General features: G+C 31.2%; 25 protein-coding genes and 7 tRNA genes. 26 read left to right on the top strand and 6 right to left on the bottom strand.

Features of this window, described 5'->3' with window-relative positions:
- Window positions 1-179 precede the first annotated feature (179 nt).
- From MHI13_RS17205 to fumC, 4 genes are all read left to right on the top strand, one after another.
- Complete coding sequence (locus MHI13_RS17205; protein ID WP_002453580.1) at window positions 180-779, top strand: 6-phosphogluconolactonase; 600 nt, start codon at window positions 180-182, stop codon at window positions 777-779.
- Window positions 780-806: 27 nt separating this feature from the next.
- Complete coding sequence (locus MHI13_RS17200; protein WP_002434789.1) at window positions 807-986, top strand: SAS053 family DNA gyrase inhibitor; 180 nt, start codon at window positions 807-809, stop codon at window positions 984-986.
- A gap of 164 nt (window positions 987-1,150) precedes the next feature.
- Entirely contained in the window at window positions 1,151-1,549 is a 399-nt protein-coding gene (locus tag MHI13_RS17195) for a hypothetical protein (protein WP_002453579.1), read from the top strand.
- A gap of 153 nt (window positions 1,550-1,702) precedes the next feature.
- Window positions 1,703-3,088 carry a class II fumarate hydratase gene (gene fumC / locus MHI13_RS17190; RefSeq protein ID WP_023350047.1) on the top strand — a complete coding sequence of 462 codons (1,386 nt, stop codon included), beginning with the start codon at window positions 1,703-1,705 and terminating at the stop codon, window positions 3,086-3,088.
- 97 nt (window positions 3,089-3,185) lie between these two features.
- On the opposite strand, the gene MHI13_RS17185 is transcribed toward fumC, so the two are convergent.
- On the bottom strand, window positions 3,186-4,016 hold the full coding sequence (locus tag MHI13_RS17185) for an RluA family pseudouridine synthase (RefSeq protein ID WP_064210610.1): 831 nt from the start codon (window positions 4,014-4,016) through the stop codon (window positions 3,186-3,188).
- A 175-nt stretch (window positions 4,017-4,191) separates the two neighbouring features.
- Between MHI13_RS17185 and MHI13_RS17180 the strand changes: the two genes are divergently transcribed.
- From MHI13_RS17180 to MHI13_RS17140, 9 genes are all read left to right on the top strand, one after another.
- Window positions 4,192-5,304 carry a GAF domain-containing sensor histidine kinase gene (locus MHI13_RS17180; protein ID WP_064210611.1) on the top strand — a complete coding sequence of 371 codons (1,113 nt, stop codon included), beginning with the start codon at window positions 4,192-4,194 and terminating at the stop codon, window positions 5,302-5,304.
- A gap of 19 nt (window positions 5,305-5,323) precedes the next feature.
- A complete protein-coding gene (locus MHI13_RS17175; protein ID WP_064210612.1) occupies window positions 5,324-5,947 on the top strand; it encodes a response regulator in 624 nt (207 codons plus the stop codon).
- Between the two features lie 248 nt (window positions 5,948-6,195).
- Window positions 6,196-6,660 (top strand): XRE family transcriptional regulator XdrA, encoded by a 465-nt coding sequence (xdrA, locus tag MHI13_RS17170; protein WP_002434804.1) that lies wholly within the window; start codon window positions 6,196-6,198, stop codon window positions 6,658-6,660.
- A 220-nt stretch (window positions 6,661-6,880) separates the two neighbouring features.
- Window positions 6,881-8,011, top strand: a complete 1,131-nt coding sequence (locus MHI13_RS17165; protein ID WP_064210613.1) for a DUF445 domain-containing protein — start codon at window positions 6,881-6,883, stop codon at window positions 8,009-8,011.
- Between the two features lie 71 nt (window positions 8,012-8,082).
- The gene (locus MHI13_RS17160; protein WP_002434673.1) at window positions 8,083-8,427 is read left to right on the top strand and encodes a YlbF/YmcA family competence regulator; all 345 of its coding nucleotides are present in this window, start codon (window positions 8,083-8,085) and stop codon (window positions 8,425-8,427) included.
- 404 nt (window positions 8,428-8,831) lie between these two features.
- Entirely contained in the window at window positions 8,832-10,028 is a 1,197-nt protein-coding gene (locus MHI13_RS17155; protein WP_064210614.1) for a metallophosphoesterase family protein, read from the top strand.
- Window positions 10,018-12,957 (top strand): ATP-binding protein, encoded by a 2,940-nt coding sequence (locus MHI13_RS17150; protein ID WP_064210615.1) that lies wholly within the window; start codon window positions 10,018-10,020, stop codon window positions 12,955-12,957. Before MHI13_RS17155 ends, MHI13_RS17150 begins: the two co-directional genes overlap by 11 nt.
- Window positions 12,954-13,895, top strand: coding sequence for a 3'-5' exoribonuclease YhaM (yhaM, locus tag MHI13_RS17145; protein ID WP_002434737.1), 942 nt, complete (start codon window positions 12,954-12,956; stop codon window positions 13,893-13,895). Before MHI13_RS17150 ends, yhaM begins: the two co-directional genes overlap by 4 nt.
- Before the next feature lie 190 nt (window positions 13,896-14,085).
- A complete protein-coding gene (locus MHI13_RS17140; RefSeq protein WP_016898319.1) occupies window positions 14,086-14,190 on the top strand; it encodes a type I toxin-antitoxin system Fst family toxin in 105 nt (34 codons plus the stop codon).
- 154 nt (window positions 14,191-14,344) lie between these two features.
- Here the strand turns inward: MHI13_RS17140 and prsA are convergent, their stop codons facing one another.
- From prsA to MHI13_RS17120, 4 genes are all read right to left on the bottom strand, one after another.
- Window positions 14,345-15,346: a peptidylprolyl isomerase PrsA gene (gene prsA / locus MHI13_RS17135; RefSeq protein ID WP_023350053.1), complete on the bottom strand. Its 1,002-nt coding sequence runs from the start codon at window positions 15,344-15,346 to the stop codon at window positions 14,345-14,347.
- Window positions 15,347-15,546: 200 nt separating this feature from the next.
- Window positions 15,547-16,116 (bottom strand): DUF3267 domain-containing protein, encoded by a 570-nt coding sequence (locus MHI13_RS17130; RefSeq protein WP_064210616.1) that lies wholly within the window; start codon window positions 16,114-16,116, stop codon window positions 15,547-15,549.
- A 191-nt stretch (window positions 16,117-16,307) separates the two neighbouring features.
- Window positions 16,308-16,679, bottom strand: a complete 372-nt coding sequence (locus tag MHI13_RS17125; RefSeq protein WP_002434824.1) for a YtxH domain-containing protein — start codon at window positions 16,677-16,679, stop codon at window positions 16,308-16,310.
- Window positions 16,680-16,756: 77 nt separating this feature from the next.
- Window positions 16,757-17,182, bottom strand: coding sequence for an HIT family protein (locus MHI13_RS17120; RefSeq protein WP_002434751.1), 426 nt, complete (start codon window positions 17,180-17,182; stop codon window positions 16,757-16,759).
- Between the two features lie 132 nt (window positions 17,183-17,314).
- Between MHI13_RS17120 and ecsA the strand changes: the two genes are divergently transcribed.
- Window positions 17,315-18,055: an ABC transporter ATP-binding protein EcsA gene (gene ecsA / locus MHI13_RS17115; RefSeq protein WP_064210617.1), complete on the top strand. Its 741-nt coding sequence runs from the start codon at window positions 17,315-17,317 to the stop codon at window positions 18,053-18,055.
- Window positions 18,048-19,271: an ABC transporter permease EcsB gene (ecsB, locus tag MHI13_RS17110; RefSeq protein WP_340761654.1), complete on the top strand. Its 1,224-nt coding sequence runs from the start codon at window positions 18,048-18,050 to the stop codon at window positions 19,269-19,271. Before ecsA ends, ecsB begins: the two co-directional genes overlap by 8 nt.
- 51 nt (window positions 19,272-19,322) lie before the next feature.
- Here ecsB and traP read toward each other — a convergent pair whose 3' ends face one another.
- Window positions 19,323-19,826 (bottom strand): signal transduction protein TRAP, encoded by a 504-nt coding sequence (gene traP, locus MHI13_RS17105; RefSeq protein ID WP_340761653.1) that lies wholly within the window; start codon window positions 19,824-19,826, stop codon window positions 19,323-19,325.
- A gap of 339 nt (window positions 19,827-20,165) precedes the next feature.
- Between traP and hemE the strand changes: the two genes are divergently transcribed.
- From hemE to MHI13_RS17050, 11 genes are all read left to right on the top strand, one after another.
- Window positions 20,166-21,200 (top strand): uroporphyrinogen decarboxylase, encoded by a 1,035-nt coding sequence (gene hemE, locus MHI13_RS17100; RefSeq protein WP_023350056.1) that lies wholly within the window; start codon window positions 20,166-20,168, stop codon window positions 21,198-21,200.
- A 75-nt stretch (window positions 21,201-21,275) separates the two neighbouring features.
- Window positions 21,276-22,199, top strand: coding sequence for a ferrochelatase (gene hemH / locus MHI13_RS17095; protein WP_064210620.1), 924 nt, complete (start codon window positions 21,276-21,278; stop codon window positions 22,197-22,199).
- A gap of 140 nt (window positions 22,200-22,339) precedes the next feature.
- The gene (gene hemY / locus MHI13_RS17090; RefSeq protein WP_064210621.1) at window positions 22,340-23,734 is read left to right on the top strand and encodes a protoporphyrinogen oxidase; all 1,395 of its coding nucleotides are present in this window, start codon (window positions 22,340-22,342) and stop codon (window positions 23,732-23,734) included.
- Between the two features lie 148 nt (window positions 23,735-23,882).
- Entirely contained in the window at window positions 23,883-24,437 is a 555-nt protein-coding gene (locus tag MHI13_RS17085; protein WP_002434723.1) for an RBBP9/YdeN family alpha/beta hydrolase, read from the top strand.
- A 314-nt stretch (window positions 24,438-24,751) separates the two neighbouring features.
- Window positions 24,752-24,825: transfer RNA gene (locus tag MHI13_RS17080), tRNA-Met, on the top strand.
- 15 nt (window positions 24,826-24,840) lie between these two features.
- Window positions 24,841-24,916, top strand: a tRNA-Asp gene (locus MHI13_RS17075).
- A gap of 10 nt (window positions 24,917-24,926) precedes the next feature.
- Window positions 24,927-24,999 (top strand) — tRNA-Phe (locus MHI13_RS17070).
- Window positions 25,000-25,012: 13 nt separating this feature from the next.
- Window positions 25,013-25,088, top strand: a tRNA-His gene (locus MHI13_RS17065).
- A gap of 17 nt (window positions 25,089-25,105) precedes the next feature.
- Window positions 25,106-25,179, top strand: a tRNA-Gly gene (locus MHI13_RS17060).
- A gap of 9 nt (window positions 25,180-25,188) precedes the next feature.
- Window positions 25,189-25,263, top strand: a tRNA-Asn gene (locus MHI13_RS17055).
- 1 nt (window position 25,264) lies between these two features.
- A tRNA-Glu gene (locus tag MHI13_RS17050) sits at window positions 25,265-25,336 on the top strand.
- Window positions 25,337-25,469 lie beyond the last annotated feature (133 nt).

Raw genomic sequence — 25,469 nt, 5'->3', positions numbered from 1 at the left:
TTAAATTTTATTTTTAAAAATATATAAATGTCATCATTTAGTTAGAAATGTTATATTTAATCATGAAGTACTAACATTAATCTGAATTTACTTGGTTTGATAAATTGTTTAAAAGGGTATACTTGAAATTAATATCAACCATTCTATGTAAAGAGCAAACTTAGAGGAGTGTAATTAATATGGCAATGAACTTTAAAGTATTTGAAAATAGTGAAAGAGTAGCAGAATATGCTGCAGATATTATTCGTAAACAATTTAATAATAATCCAACTACAATTGCAGGTTTTCACTTAGAAAAAGATCACGCACCTGTATTAGATGAACTTAAGAAAAATGTAGATACGCATGCTGTAGATTTCAGCCAAATTAATATTTTAGATTATGACGATAATAGATCTTATTATGAAGCATTAGGTGTACCTGAAAGCCAAGTGTATTCAATTTCTTATGAACAAGATGCAATTGATTTTATTTCAGATAAAATGAAAACTAAAGAAAATAAAGGTAAATTAATCCTTCAAGTTCTTTCAATTGATGAAAGTGGCAAGTTAGATGTAAGTGTACGTCAAGGCCTTATGGAAGCTAGAGAAATTTTCTTAGTTGTTACAGGTAGTAATAAACGTGAAGTTATTGAAAAACTTTATCGTGAAAACGGCAAATCTAGTTATGAGCCAGCAGATCTTAAAGCACACCGTATGGTAAATGTTATTTTAGATAAAGAAGCGGCTGCAGGATTACCTGAGGATGTTAAAGAATACTTCACAGCACGTTATGTTTAATCAATAAACTATGTGAGGGATTTTATAATGAATAAAGAACATGAATCTAAATTGAATTATCATGAAGAAGAAAATGCTATGGTTACAGATTTAGATGATTTAAAAGAATTAGGAAAAGAAATGGAACAAATTTCAGAAGAAAATGATGAAGATAAATTAAACCAATCTCATGATGAAGATGTTCGTTCTGATCTTAATAATGAATAATAATTTATTTGACTCCAATAAGCTAGCTTTTATTAGTTTATTGGAGTTCTTTTTAAATTTATTAATTTTTAGTTTTAAATTTTCATCTACTATGACAAAGTTCCACCTCATTATGGAATTGTGATAAGATACTAAATAGTGAATAATTCAAGGAGATTCAAAATATGTTAGGAAAATATTGGCTGCATTTGATGATAGCAACCATCATTATTAGTTTAATTTCAATTAAAGCGTTTCCGCTTGCTTTAGGAGCTCTCTATTTACCCTTACTATTTAAAATTGTTCAGCTTCAATTAAACCTCTCAAAGGGTTTAATCGATGATGTGAGTGCTCAAACTTTTATTAAAAGTAATCAATCCGGCGTTGTAATCAGTGTTATTTGCTGTTTAGCCATTACAGGTATTCTTATCTATACACTTAATAGCTTTTATAATAGCTTAACTGGATTTTTAGGGTTTTTAGTTTCAATTAGTCCATTCACTATTGCGTTAAGTGTAATTTTATTTATTTTAACAGCTATAGCAATTGTACAAGCTATTAAAAGTAAATATAAAAATGCTTAATTTATTATATATTCCCTCATTACTTCTAATCACATTAGAACATAATGAGGGTTTTAATATTTGAAATGAAAACGTTTCACCTCATCGTTGCCCATACAAATTAAATAGTGCTATACTACAATTAAATAAAGATGAATAAGGGGAGAGAAATGTATGTCAGTCAGAATTGAACATGATACTTTTGGAGAAATTGAAGTACCTGGAGATAAGTTTTGGGGTGCTCAAACTGAAAGAAGTAAACGTAATTTCCCAGTTGGTAAGGAACGTATGCCAATTGAAGTAGTTTATGGATTCGCTCAATTAAAAAGGGGTGCAGCGTTAGCTAACAATGAGTTAGGAAAATTAAGTGATGAGAAAAAAGATGCAATTGTATATGCATGTGATCGTATTCTTAAAGGGGAGCTAGACGAACATTTTCCATTAGTAGTTTGGCAAACAGGAAGCGGCACTCAAAGTAATATGAACGTAAATGAAGTCGTAAGCTATGTAGCTAATGAGTATCTTAAAGAACATAATAGTGATGAAACGATTCATCCTAACGATGACGTAAATAAATCACAAAGCTCTAATGATACATTCCCAACAGCAATGCACGTTGCTTTATATCATGAAGTTGAAACAAAATTAGAACCAGCGCTTAAGAACCTGCGTAATACTTTAAAAGAAAAAGAAGATCAATATCAATCAATTATTAAAATTGGACGTACACATTTACAAGATGCAACCCCAATTAAATTAGGCCAAGAAATTAGTGGTTGGCGATATATGTTAGATAAATGTGAAGAACTTTTAAGTGAATCTAAGAAACATATCCTTAGTTTAGCTATCGGTGGCACAGCAGTGGGAACTGGAATAAATGCTCATCCAGAGTTTGGAGCTAAAGTAGCTAAATTTATTTCAGATAACACAGGGTATGCCTTTGTTTCATCTGATAATAAATTCCATGCTTTAACTGCACATGATGAAGTAGTTCAATTACATGGTACATTGAAAGCATTAGCAGGCGATTTAATGAAAATTGCAAACGATGTAAGATGGTTAGCTTCAGGTCCAAGAGCAGGTTTAGCAGAAATTTCTATTCCTGAAAATGAACCTGGTTCATCTATTATGCCTGGTAAAGTTAATCCAACACAATGTGAAATGTTAACTATGGTCGCAGTACAAGTTATGGGTAATGATACTGCAGTTGGTTTTGCAAGTTCACAAGGTAACTTCGAATTAAATGTATTCAAACCAGTTATTCTTCATAATACTTTACAATCAATTTATCTATTAGCTGACGGTATGCAAACATTTAATGATAATTGTGCAGTAGGTATTGAGCCGATTGAAGAAAATATCGACAATTACTTAAATCAATCATTAATGTTAGTTACAGCATTAAACCCACATATAGGTTACGAAAAAGCGGCTCAGATTGCTAAAAAGGCGCATAAAGAGGGATTAACTCTTAAAGAGTCAGCTATAAATAGCGGATATGTTACTGAAGAACAATTTGAAGAATGGATTAAACCAGAAGACATGGTTGATCCTCACTAATTAAATCTATGATAAAAGCGAGAGGCGTATTGAATAATACGTCTCTCGCTTATTTAATATTACATATTATTTAGCCTCTATCTGTTCTATAGTAGACTTATGCCTTTTTATCATCCAAGCTTACCGAAACCAACTCACGTGTTAATGGATGAATCAATTCAATTTTATGACTATTAAGTTCTAATTTACGCAATGTTGAATCACCATATAATGGATCACCAATTACAGGGTGACCGATTTCTGCTAAATGTACGCGTATTTGATGCGTACGACCTGTATCAAGTTTAATATCAAGTTGACATATACCTTCTTTAATCATCTCAGAATTTAAAATATGAGTGATTGCTCGTTGTCCTGTATTTGAAATTCTACGCTTATTAGGATGGAATTTGTCTTTACCAATAGGCATATCTATTGTTTGAGGTTTGATTGGTAACAATGCTTTAACGTTAGCTTTGTAAATACGAGTAATTTCATTTTCTTCTAACATTCGATCTAAGATTTTTTTCATAATTGGATTCTTAGCAACAATAAGTAAACCTACTGTTTCTTGGTCTAAACGATGAATAGGTTCGACATATTCACTGTCAACTGTGTAAATTACATGATTCATAAGTGTATTACTCTCTTTTAAATCATTTGGATGAGTTTTAACACCTTTAGGCTTCATCACTATCGCAAAGTCATCATCTTCATAATAAACCTGTGCGTAACGATAACTAGGTAAATAATTACTTTTTTCCTCTGGTGTAGGTATGAACACCGAATCACCGGTTTTAACTAAATCAGTTAATTTAGCAGATTGATTATTGATTGTTATATCTTTAGACATATTAAGTTGATGTAAGTCTTTTTTAGGGAGATTGAGATTTTGAAATATCTCTCTTAAAGATTTCTCAGTGTATTGTTCAGGTATCGTAAATTTCATAATATCCTCCTATAGTTCATTATTATCATAACACAAATTAATTACTCTCTATATCATGTTTATTTTTGAAAATGAATTTTCAAATACTTATCAATTGCGTATTTAATTACATTTTCAAAATAAAGCTAAGGCATGTATAATATAAATATTATGGATATAGTATTGGGGCGATAAAATGGAGAAGCCAACAAGACTTGCATTACTAAAAGAAATAGCTGAATTTCTTAATGAAGAAACAGAGATGTATAGCATGATGCATGGAGGACTACGTTATCTTATTAATGGTAGTAACTTCACGACTGGATGGATATTTTTTATCAATGAGGAGGGGGACCATGAACTCGTTTCCTCAGTAGACCTCCCTGGTGCATTATCCAAAAAAGATTGTCATTATATGACTAACGGATCATGTTGGTGTGTCAAATCATATAATAATAAAAAATTAACTAAAGCGTCCAATATTATAAATTGTTCAAGAATTAATTTAGCTAATCGTGCATATCAAGAAGAAACAGATGATATTACGCATCATGCAACTGTGCCATTGCGTTCTGGAGAGGAACAATTTGGACTACTTAACGTTGCTTCACCAAATAAAAAACATTATAGCGAGCAAGATTTAGAATTACTAGAATCTGTAGCATTTCAAATAGGTTCGGCGATAAAACGTATATTATTGACAGATAGAGAAAAGGAAGCGGCTAAGATTAATGAGCGCAACCGTTTAGCTCGAGATCTGCATGATTCTGTTAATCAAATGTTATTCTCGTTAAAACTTACTGCTCATGCTGCCCAAGGAATGGCATCGGATGATTTTTCTAAAAATGCATTTAAAACTATAGAAGAAACGAGTCAAAATGCTGTTAATGAAATGAGAGCATTGATTTGGCAATTAAAGCCTGTAGGACTAGAGCACGGATTAATTCACGCTTTAAATAACTATAGTGATGTATTAAATCTAAATTTAGACGTCCATGTTGATGGCTTGATCAATTTATCTAATCATGTAGAAGAAAATATTTATCGTATGATACAAGAGGCGATGAATAATGTCAGAAAGCATGCCGATACTAACGAAGTCTCATTAAATCTAACGCAAACACAGGATAATCTCATTATTGAAATTATTGATTTAGGAAAGGGATTTAACTTGCATGAAGTAAATATTAATGCTTCTAGTGGTATAAATAATCTTAAACAACGGACACATACATTGAATGGTAAATTAGATATTCAATCACAATTGAATAAAGGTACTACCATTACAATAACTATACCTTTAAAGTAATAAAAAAAGGAGAACGATTATGCATAAAGTAGTACTAGTAGATGATCATCATATCGTACGCCAAGGCTTAGAGTTTTTACTTTCCACAGTTGAAGATTTAGAAGTAGTCAAGGGTTTTTCTGATGGCAAAACATTTCTAACATATTTAGAGCAACATCATCTGCCTGATATTGTGTTGCTCGATTTAGTGATGCCAGAAATGAATGGAATTGAAATTACTGAAGTTTTAAAAAGACAATATCCTCAAGTCAAAGTTTTAGTTTTAACGAGCTATGTAGATGATGAACATGTGATATCAGCTATAGACAAAGGTGCTGATGGTTACGAAATGAAAGACGTAGAACCACAAAAATTGATTGAAACAATTCATAAAGTGTTAAATGGTGAACGTATCATTCATCCTGAAGCTAAAAGTGTGATTGAAACAGTATCTAAAAAGCCTCATTTTACTAATAAATTGTCTAAAAGAGAAGTTGAAGTTTTGAGAGAAATGGTTAAAGGCAAGACAAATAAAGAAATTGCTCAAACATTATTTGTATCTGAAAAGACTATTAAAACACATGTAAGTCACATATTTAATAAATTACAAGTTACGGATAGAACACAAGCTGCCATTTATGCTATGGAAAATAAATTAATATAATGTGCTAAACGCAATTATATAAAATAAATATACATATTTTAAATTTAATTAGTCAAAATGTCGTTAAATGTAAATATTTAACTATTTTGATAATTTTGCCTTTAATAAAATAGTTAGAAAAACGCATTTCTCTCTTTTATTTTTATTAAAAATATATTAAGATGTAATTTGTGTTTCAAGAAATGTGTATTATTGCAATTTCTTGTGTCCGGATAAAATATTTCCAATTAGAAAGGTAGATAAATAGAATGGATAGACAGAGTTTCACAGATTTAATTCAAACAAAATTTAAAATGGTACGTATTGAAGCGGGCTATACTCAAGATACAATGGCTCAAACAATCGGACTTTCTAAAAAAACATTAGTACAAATTGAAAAAGAAAGAGTCTTACCTAACTGGACGACTTGTGTCTCAATTTGCGCGTTATTTAGAGATTCAGATGTACTCAATAGCACATTTGGTTGCGACCCATTAGAAATCGTTCAAACTATTTCTAGAAATCATTGTGCTTACCCTAATCATGCTACTACAAGTGATATTTATTGGAATACAATCGAAACGCGTAATGGATTTATTTTACAAAGTAATAAAGTAAGTAACATTTACCGAGTATTAAATGCAGATAAGCAACCAATCTTCGGTACTTCTAAAATGAGAGAGGCTGAAACTTACTTTAATAGAAATGCTAAAGAAGAATTACTACATGTATAATTAAAAGTGATAGTAGAATCTTATAATGATTTAATCACTTATTTCAGATGTATTGTCTTAATTAAACAAAATTATTTTTCTACTTAACGATGAAATTCATTTTTGATTTTCATCGTTTTATTTTTAGTAATTTGTATTTATAAGTTTTAAAAGAATGAAGTTAGGTTAATTGATGTTATAATCTAACCACAATTTCAAATTTAAATAGGGAGTTAACAATATGCACGCTTTTTTAGTGATTGCTTTTATGATGATTATAGGGGCTATAATAGGTGGTATAACAAATGTTATAGCGATACGTATGTTATTTCATCCATTTAAACCATATTATATATTTAAAATGAGAATTCCATTCACTCCAGGTTTAATTCCAAAAAGACGTGGAGAAATAGCTGAGAAAATAGGTCAAGTTATCGAAGATCATTTAATTACTGAAGAAATGATTCGTCATAAGTTAAATCAACCACAATCTCAAGAAGCGATTCAAGACTTAGTTCTTACTCAAATACAAAAGCTTAAATCTCAAGATGCAACAATTGAAAATTTTGCTCATGCATTGGACATTAATGTAACTGATTTATTAAATAATAAGGTAAAAACAACTTTGAATGACAAACTTTCAGCCTTTTATCAACAACATAAGCAAGAGGCATTAACAGCATGTTTGCCAGAGCAATTGTTTGTTTTAGCAGATGATAAAGTAGAAGAATTAGCTGATTTATTATGCGAGAGAGCTAGAAAATATTTGAATTCTGACAAAGGTTCACACGATATATATGAAATGTTAGATACCTTCTTTCAGGAAAAAGGAAAAATTGTAGGTCTTCTACAAATGTTCATGACTAAAGAAAGCATTGCAGAACGTATTCAACACGAACTTATTCGATTGACTCAACATCCGAAAGCACGTGTAATTATTAATAAAATCATTCGCAATGAATATGAGACACTTAAGAATAAGCATTTAGAAGAATTAGTTAGTGATGAGCAATTTGAATCTATTTCTAAATCCACGACAGATCTTTTAATCTCATATATTGATCTTAATGGTAAAGCTCGTTTACCAATATATGAACTTGCACCTCAGTTTATTCACTTCCTTGAAAATGAAGCAGCTACTAAAATTACTCAAGTCATTGTTCATAATATTTCACGACATCTTACCAATATAATGAAAAAGATTAATTTGCGACAACTAGTAGAAGATCAAATTAATACATTTGACTTAGATTACATTGAAAAGTTAATTATAGAAATTGCTAATAAAGAATTAAAATTGATTATGTCACTAGGATTTTTACTTGGAGGAATTATTGGTTTCTTCCAAGGTGTAATTGCAATCTTTGTCTAAAGGTGACATATATGTTAAAGTTATTTGTGAGTGGTTAAAACACAAATTAATTCAAAGGAGTGCAAACAACTATGGCAGTAAATTTATACGATTATGCAAATCAATTAGAACAAGCTTTAAGAGACAGTGAAGAATATAAAGCTATTAAAGATGCATTTGCTAAAGTTAAAGAAAACGAAGAATCAAAAAAATTATTCGACGAATTCCGTGAAACTCAAATTAGTTTCCAACAAAAACAAATGCAAGGTGAAGAAATTCCTGAAGAGGATTTACAAAAAGCTCAAGAACAAGCTCAAGCTATCGAAAAAGATGAAAATATCTCTGAATTAATGAATGCTGAGCAAAAAATGAGCCAAGTATTCCAAGAAATTAACCAAATCATCGTAAAACCATTAGATGAAATTTACGCTGACTAATTTCAATACTTTTCTATAAAAGTGAGAAATCATTTTAAATTTTGAATGTCTACAAAGTTACAGACTTTGTAGACATTTTTTATACATTTGTACCTTAGAATACTCTCGTTTACAAATTTATAAACGAGTTCAAAGGTGATACTTTAAAATTTGTATTAACGTCATAGTTTTGAGTAGGTATAAAATTAAAATGAATGTCTTGGTTTGTCGTCGACTGGACTCAAAGTGTTATGGTAAAATAATTTAATATAAAGTAAAGTTATTTTTCATGATACATAGCTTATTAATATATAGTCATTAGTCTGTCTTAATATCAATATTTATAATTTTTATCAACAAATGAAGTATATTCAAATTGCATTATTTCTTTTAACTTTACGGCTTTTATAAGGAGAATTAAACTTATGGTTAAATTTATACACTGTGCTGATTTACACTTAGACAGTCCCTTCAAATCTAAAAGTCATTTAAGCCCTAAAATATTTGAAGATGTACAAAAAAGTGCCTATGAAAGTTTTAAAAATATAGTAGATTTGGCATTAAAAAAAGAAGTAGATTTCATTATCATTGCTGGGGATTTATTCGATAATGAGAATAGAACATTACGTGCGGAAGTCTTTTTAAAAGAACAGTTTGAAAGATTACGTAAAGAACAAGTATTTGTATATGTATGTCATGGTAATCATGATCCTCTATCTTCAAAAATATCTTCAAATTGGCCAAACAACGTTTCAGTTTTTTCAAATCAAGTAGAAACGTATCAAGCGATCACTAAAGATGGGGAAACAATTTTTATACATGGCTTTAGTTATCAAAATGATACAAGTTATGAAAATAAAATTGATGCTTATCCATCAAGCCAAGGTCAAAAAGGGATACATATTGGTGTTTTACATGGCACGTATAGTAAATCCTCAGTCAAAGACCGTTATACAGAATTTAGGTTAGAAGACTTAAATAGTCGATTATACCACTATTGGGCGTTAGGTCATATACATGAACGTGAACAACTCAGTGATATGCCAGTAATTAACTATCCCGGTAATATTCAAGGTAGACATTTTAATGAATTAGGTGAAAAAGGTTGTTTATTAATTGAAGGAGATCATCTTAATTTAACAACACAATTTTATCCTACTCAATTTATTAAATTTGAGGAAGCAACCATTGATGCTAATCATACGTCTAAACAAGAGCTATACGAAGATATACAGTCTTTCAAAGATAAAGTAAGACCTGAAGGTAAAGCTTTCTATAGATTAAATGTACGCGTAAATAGTGAAGATTTTATTGCACCACAAGACTTGGTTCAAGTTAAAGAGATGATTACAGAGTACGAAGAAAATGAAAATCAGTTTGTGTTTATAGAAGATTTAAATATTAAATATGTTCAAAATGATGAATCACCTCTTGTAAATGAGTTCTCCACTGATTTGTTGGAAGACACATCGGTCTTTGATTCTGCAATGACGGATTTATACTTAAATCCTCGTGCATCTAAATTCTTAGATGATTATACAGAATTTGATAAAACCGAATTAATTAATCATGCTGAAAGTCTTTTAAAAGATGATATGAGAGGTGAACAAAATGATAATTAAATCACTAGAAATTTATGGATACGGTCAATTTGTTCAACGTAAGATAGACTTTAATAAAGGTTTTACTGAAATTTTTGGTGAAAATGAAGCAGGAAAATCAACGATTCAAGCATTTATACATTCAATTTTATTCGGTTTTCCTACTAAAAAATCTAGAGAACCTCGTTTGGAACCTAGGTTAGGAAATCAATATGGTGGTAAATTAGCTTTAATATTTAACGATGGTACTGAAGCTGAAGTTGAGAGAATTAAAGGTAGCGCTCAAGGTGATGTCAAAGTTTACCTCTCAGATGGTTCTACACGCGACGAGTCGTGGCTAAATAAGAAACTCAATTACATTACAAAGAAAACGTATCAAGGTATATTCTCTTTCAACGTTTTAGGGTTACAAGATATTCACCGGAATTTAGATGAAAAACAATTACAAGATTACTTATTACAAGCAGGTGCTTTAGGTTCAACTGAATTCACTAGCATGAGAGATACCATAGGACAAAAGAAAGAAGAATTGTATAAAAAGTCTGGTAAAAATCCAATTATTAACCAACAAATCGAACAACTCAAGCACCTTGAAAGCCAGATACGTGAAGAAGAAAGTAAATTAGACACATATCATCGCTTAGTAGATGAGAGAGATAAATCTTCTCGCAGATTAGAACATTTAAAACAAAATTTAAATCAGTTATCCAAGATGCATGAAGCTAAACAAAAAGAGGTTGCACTGCATGATCAAACGCAAGAATGGAAAGGATTAGAACAAGTTCTAAATATCGAACCTCTAAAATTTCCTGAAAAAGGTATAGACCGTTATGAGACTGCTAAGTCGTTTCAACAATCACTTGAAAAGGATATTGGTCTTAAAGAAGAACGTTTAGCTCAACTTAATCAAGAAGCTAAAAATATCTTTCCAGTAGAAACTAAAGATATAGATGCAATTAATTCCTTATATCAACAAGAAAATGAAATTAAACAAAAAGAATATGAGTTGCGTTCAGTTGAAAAAGATATCTCTGATAAACAAAGAGAACAAGAAAGTTTACAAAACACTATTGGGTGGAATGAACCACATCATGAAGTAGATAGTTCTGAAGCTATGAAAAGTCATGTAAGTGAGCAAATTCGTGGTAAGCAAGAACAAAATGCTTATATTTTACAACTAGAACGCGGTCTTGAAGATAATAAAATTGAACGTAATTCTAATAGTAATGAACTTGATCAACTAGAGAAAGAATTAGTTCCTGAGGAAACTTTTGAAAAGAAAAAGGAATATTCACAGCAGGTATTAGAATTACACGAAAAAGAAAACTTATATGAAAAATTAAAAGAATCATTTGAAGAAGAACAAATTCGTAAAAATCAACGTCAAAAATTACTTAGACTTGCATTTATTGCTTTAGCTATCATAGGTGCGGCATTAACTGTATTTTCATTTGTAACGACTAACATGATTTTTGGTATTGTCTTTGCGATTCTAACCGTCATCTTTATCGTAGGTATCTTCTTAGCAAAAACTAAAGATGTTGATTATGGTGTAGCAATGAACCAAGAAATTAATGACTTGGAAAGTCAACTTGAACATTTAGAAAGCAATTACAATTTAGATTTTGATTTAGATCATCAACATCGCATTCGTGAGCAATGGCAAAATGCTATTAAAGCAAAAGAAATGTTAGATGAAAAGAATGCATATTTAAATAAATCAATGGATGAGGCGCAAAATCGTTTACATTCATTATCAGATAATATTAACAACGTGAAGAAAGAATTATATTTATCTCCTAAGATATCTGATGAACTTATCGTTGAAAGTATTACCTCAATGAGTAATATTAAGTCTCATGATAATTACGTCAAAGAGTTGAATCATGAGCGTAGTCAACTTATGGATGAAATTAATCAATTTTATAAACACGCTAAAGACGTAACGAGTCCACATTTTAGTCATTTTAATACAATGTCGTTCTTCCACGATGTTAATCAATGGCTAAAAAATGCTAAAGACAACAACGATAATTGGCATAAGAATCAAGAAGAAACACAGTTATTAACAAATGAGCTCAAGCATCTTAAATCACGCTTAAGTGAAAATAAAAATATCATCAAAGAGCTATTTGATTTCGTCAATGTTGAAGATGAGGAAAGTTATTATTCACATCATCAAGATTACGAAACGTATCATAGTAACTTAAATAGATTTAATGATTTAACTCAATACTTAGAGAACCAAAATTACTCATATGAAATGAGTTCTAAATTAAGTGAAAAAACAACCGCTCAATTAGACGAAGAAGATGATACATTAGCGAGACAAGTAGATCAATATAACGATCAATATTTAAATATGCAAGCTGAAGTCAGTGATTTAACTGCTCAAATTAATCATATGGAAACAGATTCGACACTTGCACAATTAAGACATGAATATTACAGTTTAAAAAATAGACTAAATGATATCGCTAAAGATTGGGCAAGCTTAAGTTATCTTCAAAATTTAGTAGAAGAACATATTAAGCAAATCAAAGATAAGCGTTTACCACAAGTTATCCAAGAAGCTGTATCTATATTCAAGTATCTTACAAATGGTGCATATACAATGATTAATTATACTGAGGATGATTCAATTCATGTCAAACATGATAATGGACAAGTTTTCGAACCTGTTGAACTAAGTCAATCTACAAAAGAATTATTGTATGTTGCTCTTAGAATTAGTTTAATTAAAGTATTAAAACCATACTATCCATTCCCAATTATTGTGGATGACGCATTTGTTCATTTTGACAAACATAGAAAAGAAAGAACGTTAAATTATTTAAGAGAATTATCTCAAAATTATCAAGTGCTTTACTTTACATGCACTAAAGATAATATTATCCCTTCAAAGGAAATGATTATTCTTAATAAACTAGAGGAAGGCGGGAAAAAATGAGAAATGTAGAAAATTTAAATCCCGGCGATTCAGTTGATCACTTTTTCTTAATTCATCGTGCAACTCAGGGTGTCACTGCTCAAGGTAAAGATTACATGACACTTTACCTCCAAGATAAAAGTGGTGATATAGAAGCGAAATTATGGACTGCAACGAAAGAGGATATGCAGAACCTTAAACCTGAAGAAATTGTTCATGTTAAAGGCGATGTGATTAATTATCGTGGTCGTAAACAGATGAAAGTTAATCAAGTGCGTTTAGCTAAACCTGAAGACAATTTATCAACTAAAGATTTTGTTGATGGAGCACCTATGACGCCTGATGAAATTAAAGAAGCGCTTTCGCATTTTATGTTAGATATTGAAAACGCAAATTTACAACGTATAACGCGTCATTTAATAAAGAAATATCAAGACCGTTTCTTTACGTATCCAGCAGCAAGTTCACATCATCATAATTTTGCAAGCGGTCTAAGCTATCACGTTTTAACTATGTTACGTATTGCTAAGTCAATCTGTGATATTTATCCGCTATTAAATAGAAGCTTATTATATAGTGCGATTATTTTACATGACTTAGGAAAGGTCAGAGAGTTAAGTGGACCAGTTGCAACGACTTATACTGTCGAAGGTAATTTGCTAGGCCATATTTCAATTGCTAGTGATGAAGTAGCTGAATCGGCTAAAGAATTAGGTATTGAAGGTGAAGAAGTGATGTTATTAAGACATATGATCTTAGCACACCACGGTAAAATGGAATTCGGGTCACCTAAACTACCTCATTTGAAAGAAGCTGAAATTTTATTCTTTATTGATAATATTGATGCAAAAATGAACATGTTTGAGAAAGCATTTAAGAAAACGGATAAAGGTCAATTTACTGAACGCATTTTTGGTTTAGAAAATCGCCAATTCTATAATCCAACAAGTTTAGATTAAATATTTTTAGTGCAAAGCTATCTTTGTAAAGTTGCTACAGAGTCGGGATTGATTCAAGTGGTGTTATGTTACAACGGGCTTTGCACTTTTTTATATTCAAATTTAATTAGCTAAAGTTCAGTGTTATAATAAATAGGTCGCCTATCTTCTCTTCTCAGGCGTCAATATGACAAGGGAAGGAGGTGCATATATGTTATTTGATATCTTTGTACACATCATGACCACGGCAACCAGTGGTTGTATCGTTGCTTTATTCGCGCATTGGCTACGCACTCGCAACGATAAACGTAAATAGGCGACAACTAAAATAAGCCACACCAAAAAATCCCCTCACTACTGCCATAGTGAGGGGATTTGGTGCATATATGCTTGATATCCTTGTTAATTATATTATAACACTTTATAGATAAAATGCAAAACTTATATCAATCACACCAATGGGTTATTGATTATGACCCACTACTTGTTAAACCTGCAGAGCCTGAACCAGAGGCACCACCTTGTGAAGATTGCTGTTGCTGCTGTTGTTGTTTAATTTTATCTGGATCTAAAATTGAATTTTCAACAGCTTTTTTAATATCTCTATCTTTGTAATCTACTTTATAATCATCTAATAAATCTTTATAAGCATCTGTTAACAATTTAGGTTTTTTCTGTACTTTTTGTTCAATAATTTTTTCTTTAAGGTTAGATTTTTCTTTATTAAAGTCATTTTCTTTATCAGCTTTAATGATATGATAACCATAATCAGTTTTAACTACTTTAGAAACTTGACCTTCTTTTAATTTAAATAGCGCTTTTTCGAAGCTATCTACCATTTGACCTTTAATTACATAACCTAATGAACCATCTTTCTTAGCTGAAGAACTATCCATAGATTCTTTTTTAGCGATTTCGCCAAATTTACTAGGATTTTTCTCTACTTCTTTTTGGATTTTTTCAGCTTTTTCTTTTGCTTTTTTATCTGAAAGACCTTCTTTATCACTAGATTTAGATTTTACTTTTATTAAAATATGAGAAGCTTTTTTAGAATTATCTTTAATATCTTTATCAGAGACTTTCACTTTATCTAGTAATAATTGTTTTTGATAAGCAGATAGTTTTTTCTGTTCTTTATAATCATCTAATGACATACCTTGCTGTTTAAGCATGCTTTCAAATTGATCTTTACCGCCATATTGTTTTTCTTCTTTCTTAATATCTTCATCAACGTCTTTAGTATCGACTTTATCTTTGTATTTATCAGCTAAAATTTTATTTAAAACAATGTTAAATGAAGTATTAGCAATTTGTTCATTTCCGATTTTCTTCATCACGTCAGCGACTTTTACATCTCCTGCTTTAGAAGAAATCAATGTATTATCTTTAGATTCTGTTGCATTTGAGCCACAAGCACCAAGTAACAGCGCGCTAGCGGTCACGGGAACAATAATTTTATTCATCAATTTCATAAGTTGATAGCTCCTTTATGTATTAATCAACGTAAATATAACATATTATTTAGAGACTACCAATTAGAAACCCCCGTCCTAAGACTATAGTATGACTAGGATGGGGGAGTTGATTAAATATTATATATTTTAATTTTGCATATTTTATTAATATTTATGAAAACTAAATACAATTACGCAAAAGATGGTAATACTCATAACTAGAGCGATGTTCTAGTTGATTTAGGATTATTCACTTTGTTTAAAATATGTAGACCAGATTGATGTTCTTCTACATAGTGACCATCATTTGAGAAAAGTAAGATTTTCAAATATAAAATATCCATCATAGAGAAGCCAATATTTAATGATAATAAAAACATAAAATAATGACCATATTGAGGTAGATGAATACTTAACAAAACAAAAATGCCAGTTAATAATAATATAGGTAAAATTAAATTTACACAAAAATATACTTTATGAACAGGCGTATTAACATACGTATTAAAATATGGGAGCCATTTCTTTTTAACTAATTTATGGACTCTAAAAGATTTATAAAATGGCAAAAAGAAAACAAGGTGCATGATTTTATGAATGGGATACATTAAAATTATAAATATTAATAAAATGATAAAATGTCGATCTGATAAAGGAGTATCAGAGAAATAGTACATAATTTCATAGCTTACTAAAAAGGTAATAATAGTTGCTACTATACTCATGAAAGCAATTCTTTGAATTCCAAATCTTGCGTGTATATCAATTTGTCGAGTGCATAAATACATAATGTAAGCCTCATCTCTGTGTTAATGTTCGATACGTATTATCTACGTGTTCACAGGAATAGTCAAGGGGCAGTTTACTTTACAAAAAAGAAGTTGATAAAGTCATTAATTATGCTAGTGTTAAAATGTCTAAAAGAAATTATGATTAAGTAAAATAAAAAAGCTATGGCATGATGCCATAGCTAATGAAATTACTTATCTTTAGAGAATGCGTTACTTATATCTTCTCCACGGTTTTGTAAATTTTCAATATGAGTTTGGAGCTTTTCGATATTAGGGTTAATATCAGATTTAAAGTTACCAATTAACTCTTTAAACTCATCTCCAATTGAACTACCATATTCAACACTTTCATTCTTAATTTGAGAACCATAATTAAGAATATCATTAAATGTTTGTTTCATAGTTTCAATTTCTCGTTCAAGTTCAGATTGTGCTCCTGTAGGTTGGCTCGCATCAATTGTATTATGTTTGACACTATGGTCGTCACGATTTCTTAATGCTACTGCAAATCCTGCTGCAGCACCTACACCTAAGCCAAATAATATTCTTGTGACTTTCATTTTTTATTCTCCTCACTTTATATGTCGGATATTTGTATTATTTTTATCATACCCAGTATAACAAGGAATATGCACGATTAATCAAATTGTGCTTGAATTTGTTCAGCAATTTCTTTTTTAGCGTCGTCATTAATTGTATCTTCATGCGTTTCCCACTTATATCCAAAGCCATCGATATCATTTTCATATCTTGGGATAAGATGGAAGTGAAGATGAAATACAGACTGATCTGCAAACTCTCCATTATTTTGAATGATATTTAATCCATCTGGGTTAAAAGCGGCTTTAATAGCATTGGCTACCTTAGGTAAAGCTACTCCAATATGTTTCATTGTTTCTTCATCAGTCTCAAAAATATTAGCCGAAACTTTCTTAGGAACTAATAATGTGTGACCTTTCGTCACTTGTGAAATATCAAGAAAGGCATAAACGTAGTCATTTTCATAAATTTTAAAGCTTGGAATTTCTCCAGAAATAATTTTACTGAAAATAGTTTCTGACATAACAATGACACTCCTCTTTATCATTTGTTAGTCATTATTATAGCATTACTCAATTTAAAACAACATGATAGCAATGATTATTTTAGGTTAAAACATTATTTTTTGGTACAATAGTTTGCATGGAGGTGCCTTATGACAGTAAAAGTTGAACATCTTACAGGCGGATATGGAAAACGTCCTGTAATCAAAGATATAAATTTTGAATTAAAAAAAGGCGAAATTGTTGGTTTAATTGGTCTTAACGGTGCAGGAAAAAGTACAACAATTAAACATATGTTAGGACTTCTTAATCCAATGGAAGGTTCATTATCCATTTCTGATACAAATATTAATGATGACATTGAAGTATATAGAAGAAAATTATCATATATTCCAGAAGCACCAGTGATTTATGAAGAACTTACATTAGAAGAGCATATAGAGATGACTGCTATGGCCTATCAACTAAGTAGGGAAGAGGCAATGCGTCGTGCTGAGCCACTTTTAAAAGTATTTCGTTTAGAAAATGAATTAAAAGTCTTTCCAAGTCATTTCTCAAAAGGAATGAAACAAAAGGTCATGATCATTTGCGCTTTCATCGTTGATCCAGAATTGTATATCATCGATGAGCCATTCTTAGGTCTCGATCCTTTGGGAATACAATCAATGCTTGATTTAATGGTTGAAAAGAAAAACGAAAATCGAACTGTCTTAATGAGTACACATATACTTACTACAGCGGAACGTTACTGTGATAGATTTATTATTTTAGATCAAGGGAAAGTTGTTGCGTTTGGTAACTTAGATGAACTACGTGAACAAACAGGTCTGTATGATAGAACCTTAGATGATATTTATATACATGTTACACAAGGTGGCAATGCTAATGAATAATCAATCATTATCTCTGTTTAATCGGAGATATAAAGCGATTCGTAAAGAAAAAAGTTACTATAACAAATTCATTTTTAATGGTCATTTCACGGTGTTTTTACTTATATTGTTAGGTGCATTTATTTTTGGATATGGTGAATGGCTACAACATATACCACAACATATTGATTATGCACTATTTGCAAGTATTGCTGTAGCATTAGTTTCATTATTTCCAATTCGAACACTTTTAAAAGACGCAGATAAAATTTTTCTATTACCATTTGAAAAGCATTTGAAAGATTATATGCAAGTAAGTTTAATATATAGTTATAGTTCAAGAATTTTTTTACAAGTCATACTTCTTATTATACTATTTCCTTTATTTTATAAATTAAATGATAACCATTTTGCATTTTATATTGTATTTGCTATAAGTGCTATCATTTTTCCTTATTTAGGATTACTTGTTAAATGGCAGTGGTTAAAACTAAATCTTTTAAGTTGGACAATTAATTTATTATTATTTGTACTATTTGGTATAACATTTTATTTAATTTTAAGATTTCATAATTACTTTGCTATTATATTTATTTTCATCGTAGGGGTATTGTTATTGATTTTAAAAATGAATAGCAAAAAGCAATTATTTCCTTGGGAGAGAATGATAGCGATTGAGCAACAAAAACATACGAATTATTATAAATTTGTAAATATGTTTACTGATGTGAAACATTTAAGAGAGTCAGCAGTACGTAGAAGTTATTTAGATTTCATATTACCCACACCAAAAGGTAACAAGTTTAATGAAAATCGTATGTACTTATTCTTATTTGTAAGAAGCTTTGTAAGAGGACGAGACGCGTTTAGTATCATTCTTCGATTAGTGATTATAGCACTCGTTTTAATGTTATGGTTATCAAATCCAATCGTATCTCTGATTATAGGAAGCTTATTTATGTATATTACATTATTACAAATGGCTCAGTTCTATACTCAACAAGCATATGGTTTATGGCCACAAGTATGGCCAGTCCCTGATACGAAAGTAATCAAAGGATATGAACAATTTTTATACCGATTAATGATCGGTGTTGGTATTATCTTTACAATAGTATTTGTTATAAAACATCCTACATTGTTCTTCTTTGCTTTACTTTTCTTTATTGTAGGGTGGTTAACAATAAGAAGTACCATTAAAAAGTTAAAATATCAGGAAACTTTATTAAGAGACTAAAAAAAGTTCTTAGCGTTCAATACAATACGCTAAGAACTTTTTATTTTGATATTAGTTTTCATCAATTGGATACAAGTATCTTTCAAAATAACTTGAATGTTGACCACTTGCTCCAAAGAATTGACTTAAAGCTACTTTAGAAAAATTATCATTAAATAATTCTGAAGCCTTGAAATCTTCATAGGTAGTGCGATTTGCGAAGCCAAAGTATATTTTATAAGTATTACCTTCTAAAGGTTTTAATAATCGATAACTTTTGAATCCAGCGAATGAATCAAAAGGTGCCCCTAAGTGCAATAATTTTTTCTCTAGTTGATTACTATGATCCTCTGAAGAGGGAATGAACAAAGCACAGTAGAAATGGTTTTCGTTAAATTCTCCAACTTGGTAGAGTACATTGTAAGAACTAGGATGTTTTAAAACTGACTTATCTTCAGTTTCTTCTAAAATGACTGATGTATCAGAAGCAGAAAACTGAAATAGGTCATGATCTGGATTATTCAATTTAATTTGATTTAAGAATCCATATGTCCCATAAGATGTATATAAATTCATGATACAAACCTCCCTTGTTTTGTCTTATTATACGATTATAAAATTCCTTTTGCTACTGCAAAAGTTCAGATTTTCTAATTAAAAGTAATAGAATTCATCCTAAATTTACAAATTTAACTAAAAATAAAATTAAATATATAATTTAACGTTATTAGAATATCTAGGAATTACTTACCCGTTTTTTAATAAAAATAAAGTATATTTTTAAAGTTTATAAAGCTAGGTTTTATAAATAAAAGTACTATGTCTTTTTTATGACATTTAAGCATAATAAAATACGAAATTGTATACAATATGCTATTATAGATAAGAATGATTTTAATGTAGGAGGACGCTAGGGTGCATAGTAAAAACGATACGATATTAAAGACAATAAAAGGTGAATCAACGTCACACACTCCAGTTTGGTTTATGAGACAAGCAGGACGTTCTCAACCTGAGTATCGCAAACTTAAAGAAAAATATTCACTTTTTGAAATTACGCATCAACCAGAATTATGTGCGTATGTTACGCATTTACCAGTAGATAATTACAATACTGATGCGGCTGTTCTTTATAAGGATATTATGACACCTTTAAAACCCATAGGTGTAGATGTAGAAATTAAATCTGGTATTGGACCAGTGATTTCAAACCCTATTAAGTCAGTACAAGATGTTGAAAAATTATCTCAGATAGATCCTAAAAGAGATGTGCCTTATGTTTTAGAAACAATCAAATTGCTTACAGAGGAAAAATTAAATGTACCGTTGATTGGTTTTACAGGTGCGCCGTTCACATTAGCTTCTTATATGATTGAGGGAGGTCCTTCTAAAAATTATAATTTTACTAAAGCCATGATGTATGGAGACGAACCTACATGGTTTGCACTAATGGACCATCTTGTAGATGTGTCAATCACATATGTAGTCGCTCAAATTGAGGCTGGTGCTGAATTAATACAAATCTTTGATTCTTGGGTAGGAGCACTAAACGTCCAAGACTATAACTATTATATCAAGCCAGCTATGAAGAAATTAGTGAGTGGTATCAAAGCTCATTATGATGTACCTGTGATACTTTTCGGGGTAGGCGCAAGTCATTTAATTAATGAATGGAATGATTTACCTATTGATGTTTTAGGTCTAGATTGGAGAACATCTATTAATCAGGCTGATCAAATGGGGGTAAACAAGACACTACAAGGTAATCTCGACCCTTCATTATTATTAGCACCATGGGATGTTATCGAATCACGACTAAAAGATATTCTTGATCAAGGAACGGCGCGTGGCAAGCATATATTTAACTTAGGTCACGGTGTATTTCCAGAAGTTAAACCTGAAACATTAAGAAAAGTGAGTGAATTCGTTCATAACTATACTCAAAAATAGTTCTTTCGAAGATTTGGTGTCTCTCCAAACCTTATTAAAGTAACGATAACTATCAATTAAAGGAAGGTTTTATCAATGAGTAAAACAATTGGATTATTAGTGATGGCGTACGGTACACCATACAAAGAGAGTGATATCGAGCCTTATTATACTGATATTAGACACGGTAAAAGACCAACTGAAGAAGAACTACAAGATTTAAAACAACGCTATGAATTTATCGGAGGGTTATCACCTTTAGCAGGAACAACAGATCGACAAGCTGAGGCATTAACTAAAGCTTTAAATGAATCGTATGACAATGTTGAATTTAAATTATATTTAGGATTAAAACATATCTCTCCTTATATTGAAGAAGCCGTAGAAAAAATGCATAAAGATGGCATTGATGAAGCTGTAACAGTTGTGCTCGCGCCACACTATTCAAGTTTTTCAGTAGGTTCTTATGATAATCGCGCACAAGAAGAAGCAGATAAATATGGCATTAAATTGACTCATATTAAACATTATTATCACCAACCAAAATTTATTAAATATTGGACAGATAAAATTAATGAAACGTTAAATCAAATTCCTGAAGAAGAGCACGATGAAACAGTTTTAATCGTTTCAGCACATAGTTTACCTAAAGGTCTGATTGAGCGTAATAATGATCCATATCCTAAAGAATTGCATGAAACAGCTCAAATTCTTAAACAAGACTCCAATATTGTTCATGTAGCAGAAGGTTGGCAATCTGAAGGAAACACCGGTACACCTTGGTTAGGACCTGATGTTCAAGATCTTACGCGAGAATTATATCAAGAACATCATTTCAAAAACTTTATTTATACACCAGTAGGATTTGTTTGTGAGCATTTAGAAGTGCTCTATGACAATGACTACGAATGTAAAGTAGTATGTGATGAAATTGGCGCTAAATACTATCGTCCTGAAATGCCTAATACAAACCCGCTATTTATAGGAGCAATTGTTGACGAAATTAAAGCTCATTTTTAAAATTAAGTTAAAGCATTAATAAAGTGATGACAGAATTCCTCCAGTATAACGGGGGAATTCATTTTTGAGAGAAATAAATTAAAAAATTTGATACATTTTCATGATAGATTCAGGTGGAATTGAAAGGAAGCGTGAAAAAGTTGAGTAAAAAAATTGCGATTATCGGCGCAGGTATTACTGGTTTATCGAGTGCGTATTTTATAAAAAAACAAGATCCAACTATAGAAGTAACGATATTTGAAGCCTCTAATCGTCCCGGAGGTAAAATTCAAACATATCGACATGAAGGGTATACTATTGAGTTAGGTCCAGAATCCTATCTAGGACGTAAAACTATCATGACAGATATGGCTAAAGATATTGGTCTAGAAAATGATTTAATTACTAATACTACGGGTCAATCGTATATATACGCTAAAAATAAATTATTTCCTATACCAGGCGGCTCTATTATGGGCATTCCAACAGATATAAAGCCATTTATTAAAACGAAGCTTATTTCTCCAATTGGTAAATTAAGAGCTGGAATGGACTTGTTTAAGAAACCGATTCAAATCGAGGATGATATTTCTGTCGGCGACTTTTTCAGAAAAAGACTAGGTGATGAAGTATTAGAAAATCTCATTGAACCTTTAATGGGTGGCATATATGGTACTAATATTGATGAATTAAGTTTAATGAGTACATTTCCAAACTTTAAAGAAAAAGAAGAACAATTTGGCAGTTTGATTAAAGGAATGAAAGATGAGAAAGAACAACGTATTAAACATCGTCAACTATACCCAGGGGCACCTAAAGGACAATTTAAACAGTTTAGACATGGTTTAAGTTCATTTATTGAAGCATTGGCAGAAAATGTTCAGAATAAGGGAGTAAATATTCGTTATAATACTCAAGTACGTGACATTAAAGTTTCTCAGAAAGACTATGAAATTTTACTCGAAGATAGTAGTGAAACATTTGATGGGGTACTTGTTACTACACCACAACAAGTATTTATGAAATGGTTTAGCCATGATCCTGCCTTTGATTACTTTAATAAGATGGACTCGACTACTGTTGCAACAGTGGTTATGGCTTTTGATGAAAAGAATATAGAGAATACGTATGATGGTACTGGATTCGTTATAGCTAGAACGAGTCAAACAGATATTACAGCTTGTACTTGGACTTCGAAAAAATGGCCGTTTACTACACCTGAAGGTAAAGTATTAATTAGAGCTTATGTAGGTAAACCAGGCGACACTGTAGTAGATGACCATACTGATGATGAAATTGTATCAATTGTTCGTAAAGATTTAAGGAAAATGATGACATTCAAGGGTGATCCTGACTTTACGATAGTGAATCGTTTGCCTAAAAGTATGCCTCAATATCACGTAGGGCATATAAAAAATATCAAGGTAATTCAACAACATATTAAGAATACTTATCCTAGATTAAGAATTACTGGAGCACCTTTTGAAGCGGTAGGTTTACCTGATTGTATTCAGCAAGGAAAAAATGCTGTTGAAGAAATTTTAGAAGAAATTTAGATGTTGTAAAACACTTTAATGAGAATGGGATGATTTAAATCTAAGAAGTGGTGAGATAGATAAATCATTTGAATATCATTTCTTTTTAAAGTGTTTTTATTTTAAAATAAGAATTAAATGAATCTATCGTTGAAAGAGGTGTTGAAAAATGACTGACGTGATTATCATCCATTCAAAATATGGGAATGCCACAAATCATTGGTATGAGTGGTTAAAGCATAATTTAACTTTAGAAGGTTATCATGTGACGTTGTTTAATTTAGAGGCAGATGATCATGCAAAAATTGATGAATGGGTAAGACAAATGAAAGAACAAATTGAAATTCGTAAATATGATACTTATTTTGTAACCCATGGTTTTGGTACGATAGCTGCACTAAAATATATTGAGGGGACTCATCATCATATTGAAGGATTGTTTAGTATTGCAGGTTTCAAAGAAGATGCCCATGATATTGATGAGAATGTCAACTTAGAGGGCATATCAATAGATTATGAAAAAGTTAAATCTCAAGTCGATCATTTTTACGGACTTACATCTAAAGATGATAAATATGTTTCTTATAAAGAGACTAAAAGGTTGATGGATACGTTGGAAGGTAAGATTCGAATAGTCGATGAAGGTGGACACTTTTTAGAGGATGAAGGTTTTAAAACATTTACTTCTTTACAATCTAGAATGCAAGGTTACATGACTAAGTGAGTTTACATACTAAAAAAGGTAGAGCACAAGTTGTCTAATAGGTGATTATCAAGGTATCTCATATATCTTTTAGTAAAGAATAATATAAAAAGATATATGAGGTTAATTTTTACACAATTTAATTCCAAAACAATATTGACGAAATGTATTGGAGTTTATATACTAATAAAGTACTTAATTAAAGCGTCATTCATTTCAATTATTGCAAATAGGTTTGAAGTTGAAATGAACAAAATGTTAATTTTCTTTAAAAAAGTATTGACATTGTAAAGAAGAAAATGGTAAGATTATAAGGTAGTCAAAAATAATATTAGCGCGGGATGGAGCAGTTCGGTAGCTCGTCGGGCTCATAACCCGAAGGTCGGTGGTTCAAATCCGCCTCCCGCAATACATAATTTTAATAGGTCTCGTAGTGTAGCGGTTAACACGCCTGCCTGTCACGCAGGAGATCGCGGGTTCGATTCCCGTCGAGACCGCCATTACTATTATGGTTCAGTAGCTCAGTTGGTAGAGCAATGGATTGAAGCTCCATGTGTCGGCAGTTCGACTCTGTCCTGAACCATTCGCTATTTTTGGCGGTTGTGGCGAAGTGGTTAACGCATCGGATTGTGGTTCCGACATTCGAGGGTTCGATTCCCTTCAACCGCCCCATAATCGTATTATACTACGCGGGTGTAGTTTAATGGCAAAACCTCAGCCTTCCAAGCTGATGTTGTGGGTTCGATTCCCATCACCCGCTCCATTTTATTAATCCACAGTAGCTCAGTGGTAGAGCTATCGGCTGTTAACCGATCGGTCGTAGGTTCGAATCCTACCTGTGGAGCCATGGCTCCTTGGTCAAGCGGTTAAGACACCGCCCTTTCACGGCGGTAACACGGGTTCGAGTCCCGTAGGAGTCATACAAACAGAAGTGAAATATCGCTTCTGTTTTTTTATATCTTAAATAAAATTCAATAGTGGAGAGTTGTCCGAGTTGGCCGAAGGAGCACGCCTGGAAAGTGTGTAGGCGTCACAAGCGTCTCGAGGGTTCGA

The sequence above is a fragment of the Staphylococcus sp. FSL K6-0223 genome (assembly GCF_038008285.1).
The sequence above is the reverse complement of the archived record's forward strand: the minus strand, read 5'-3'. Positions and strand labels throughout refer to the sequence as shown.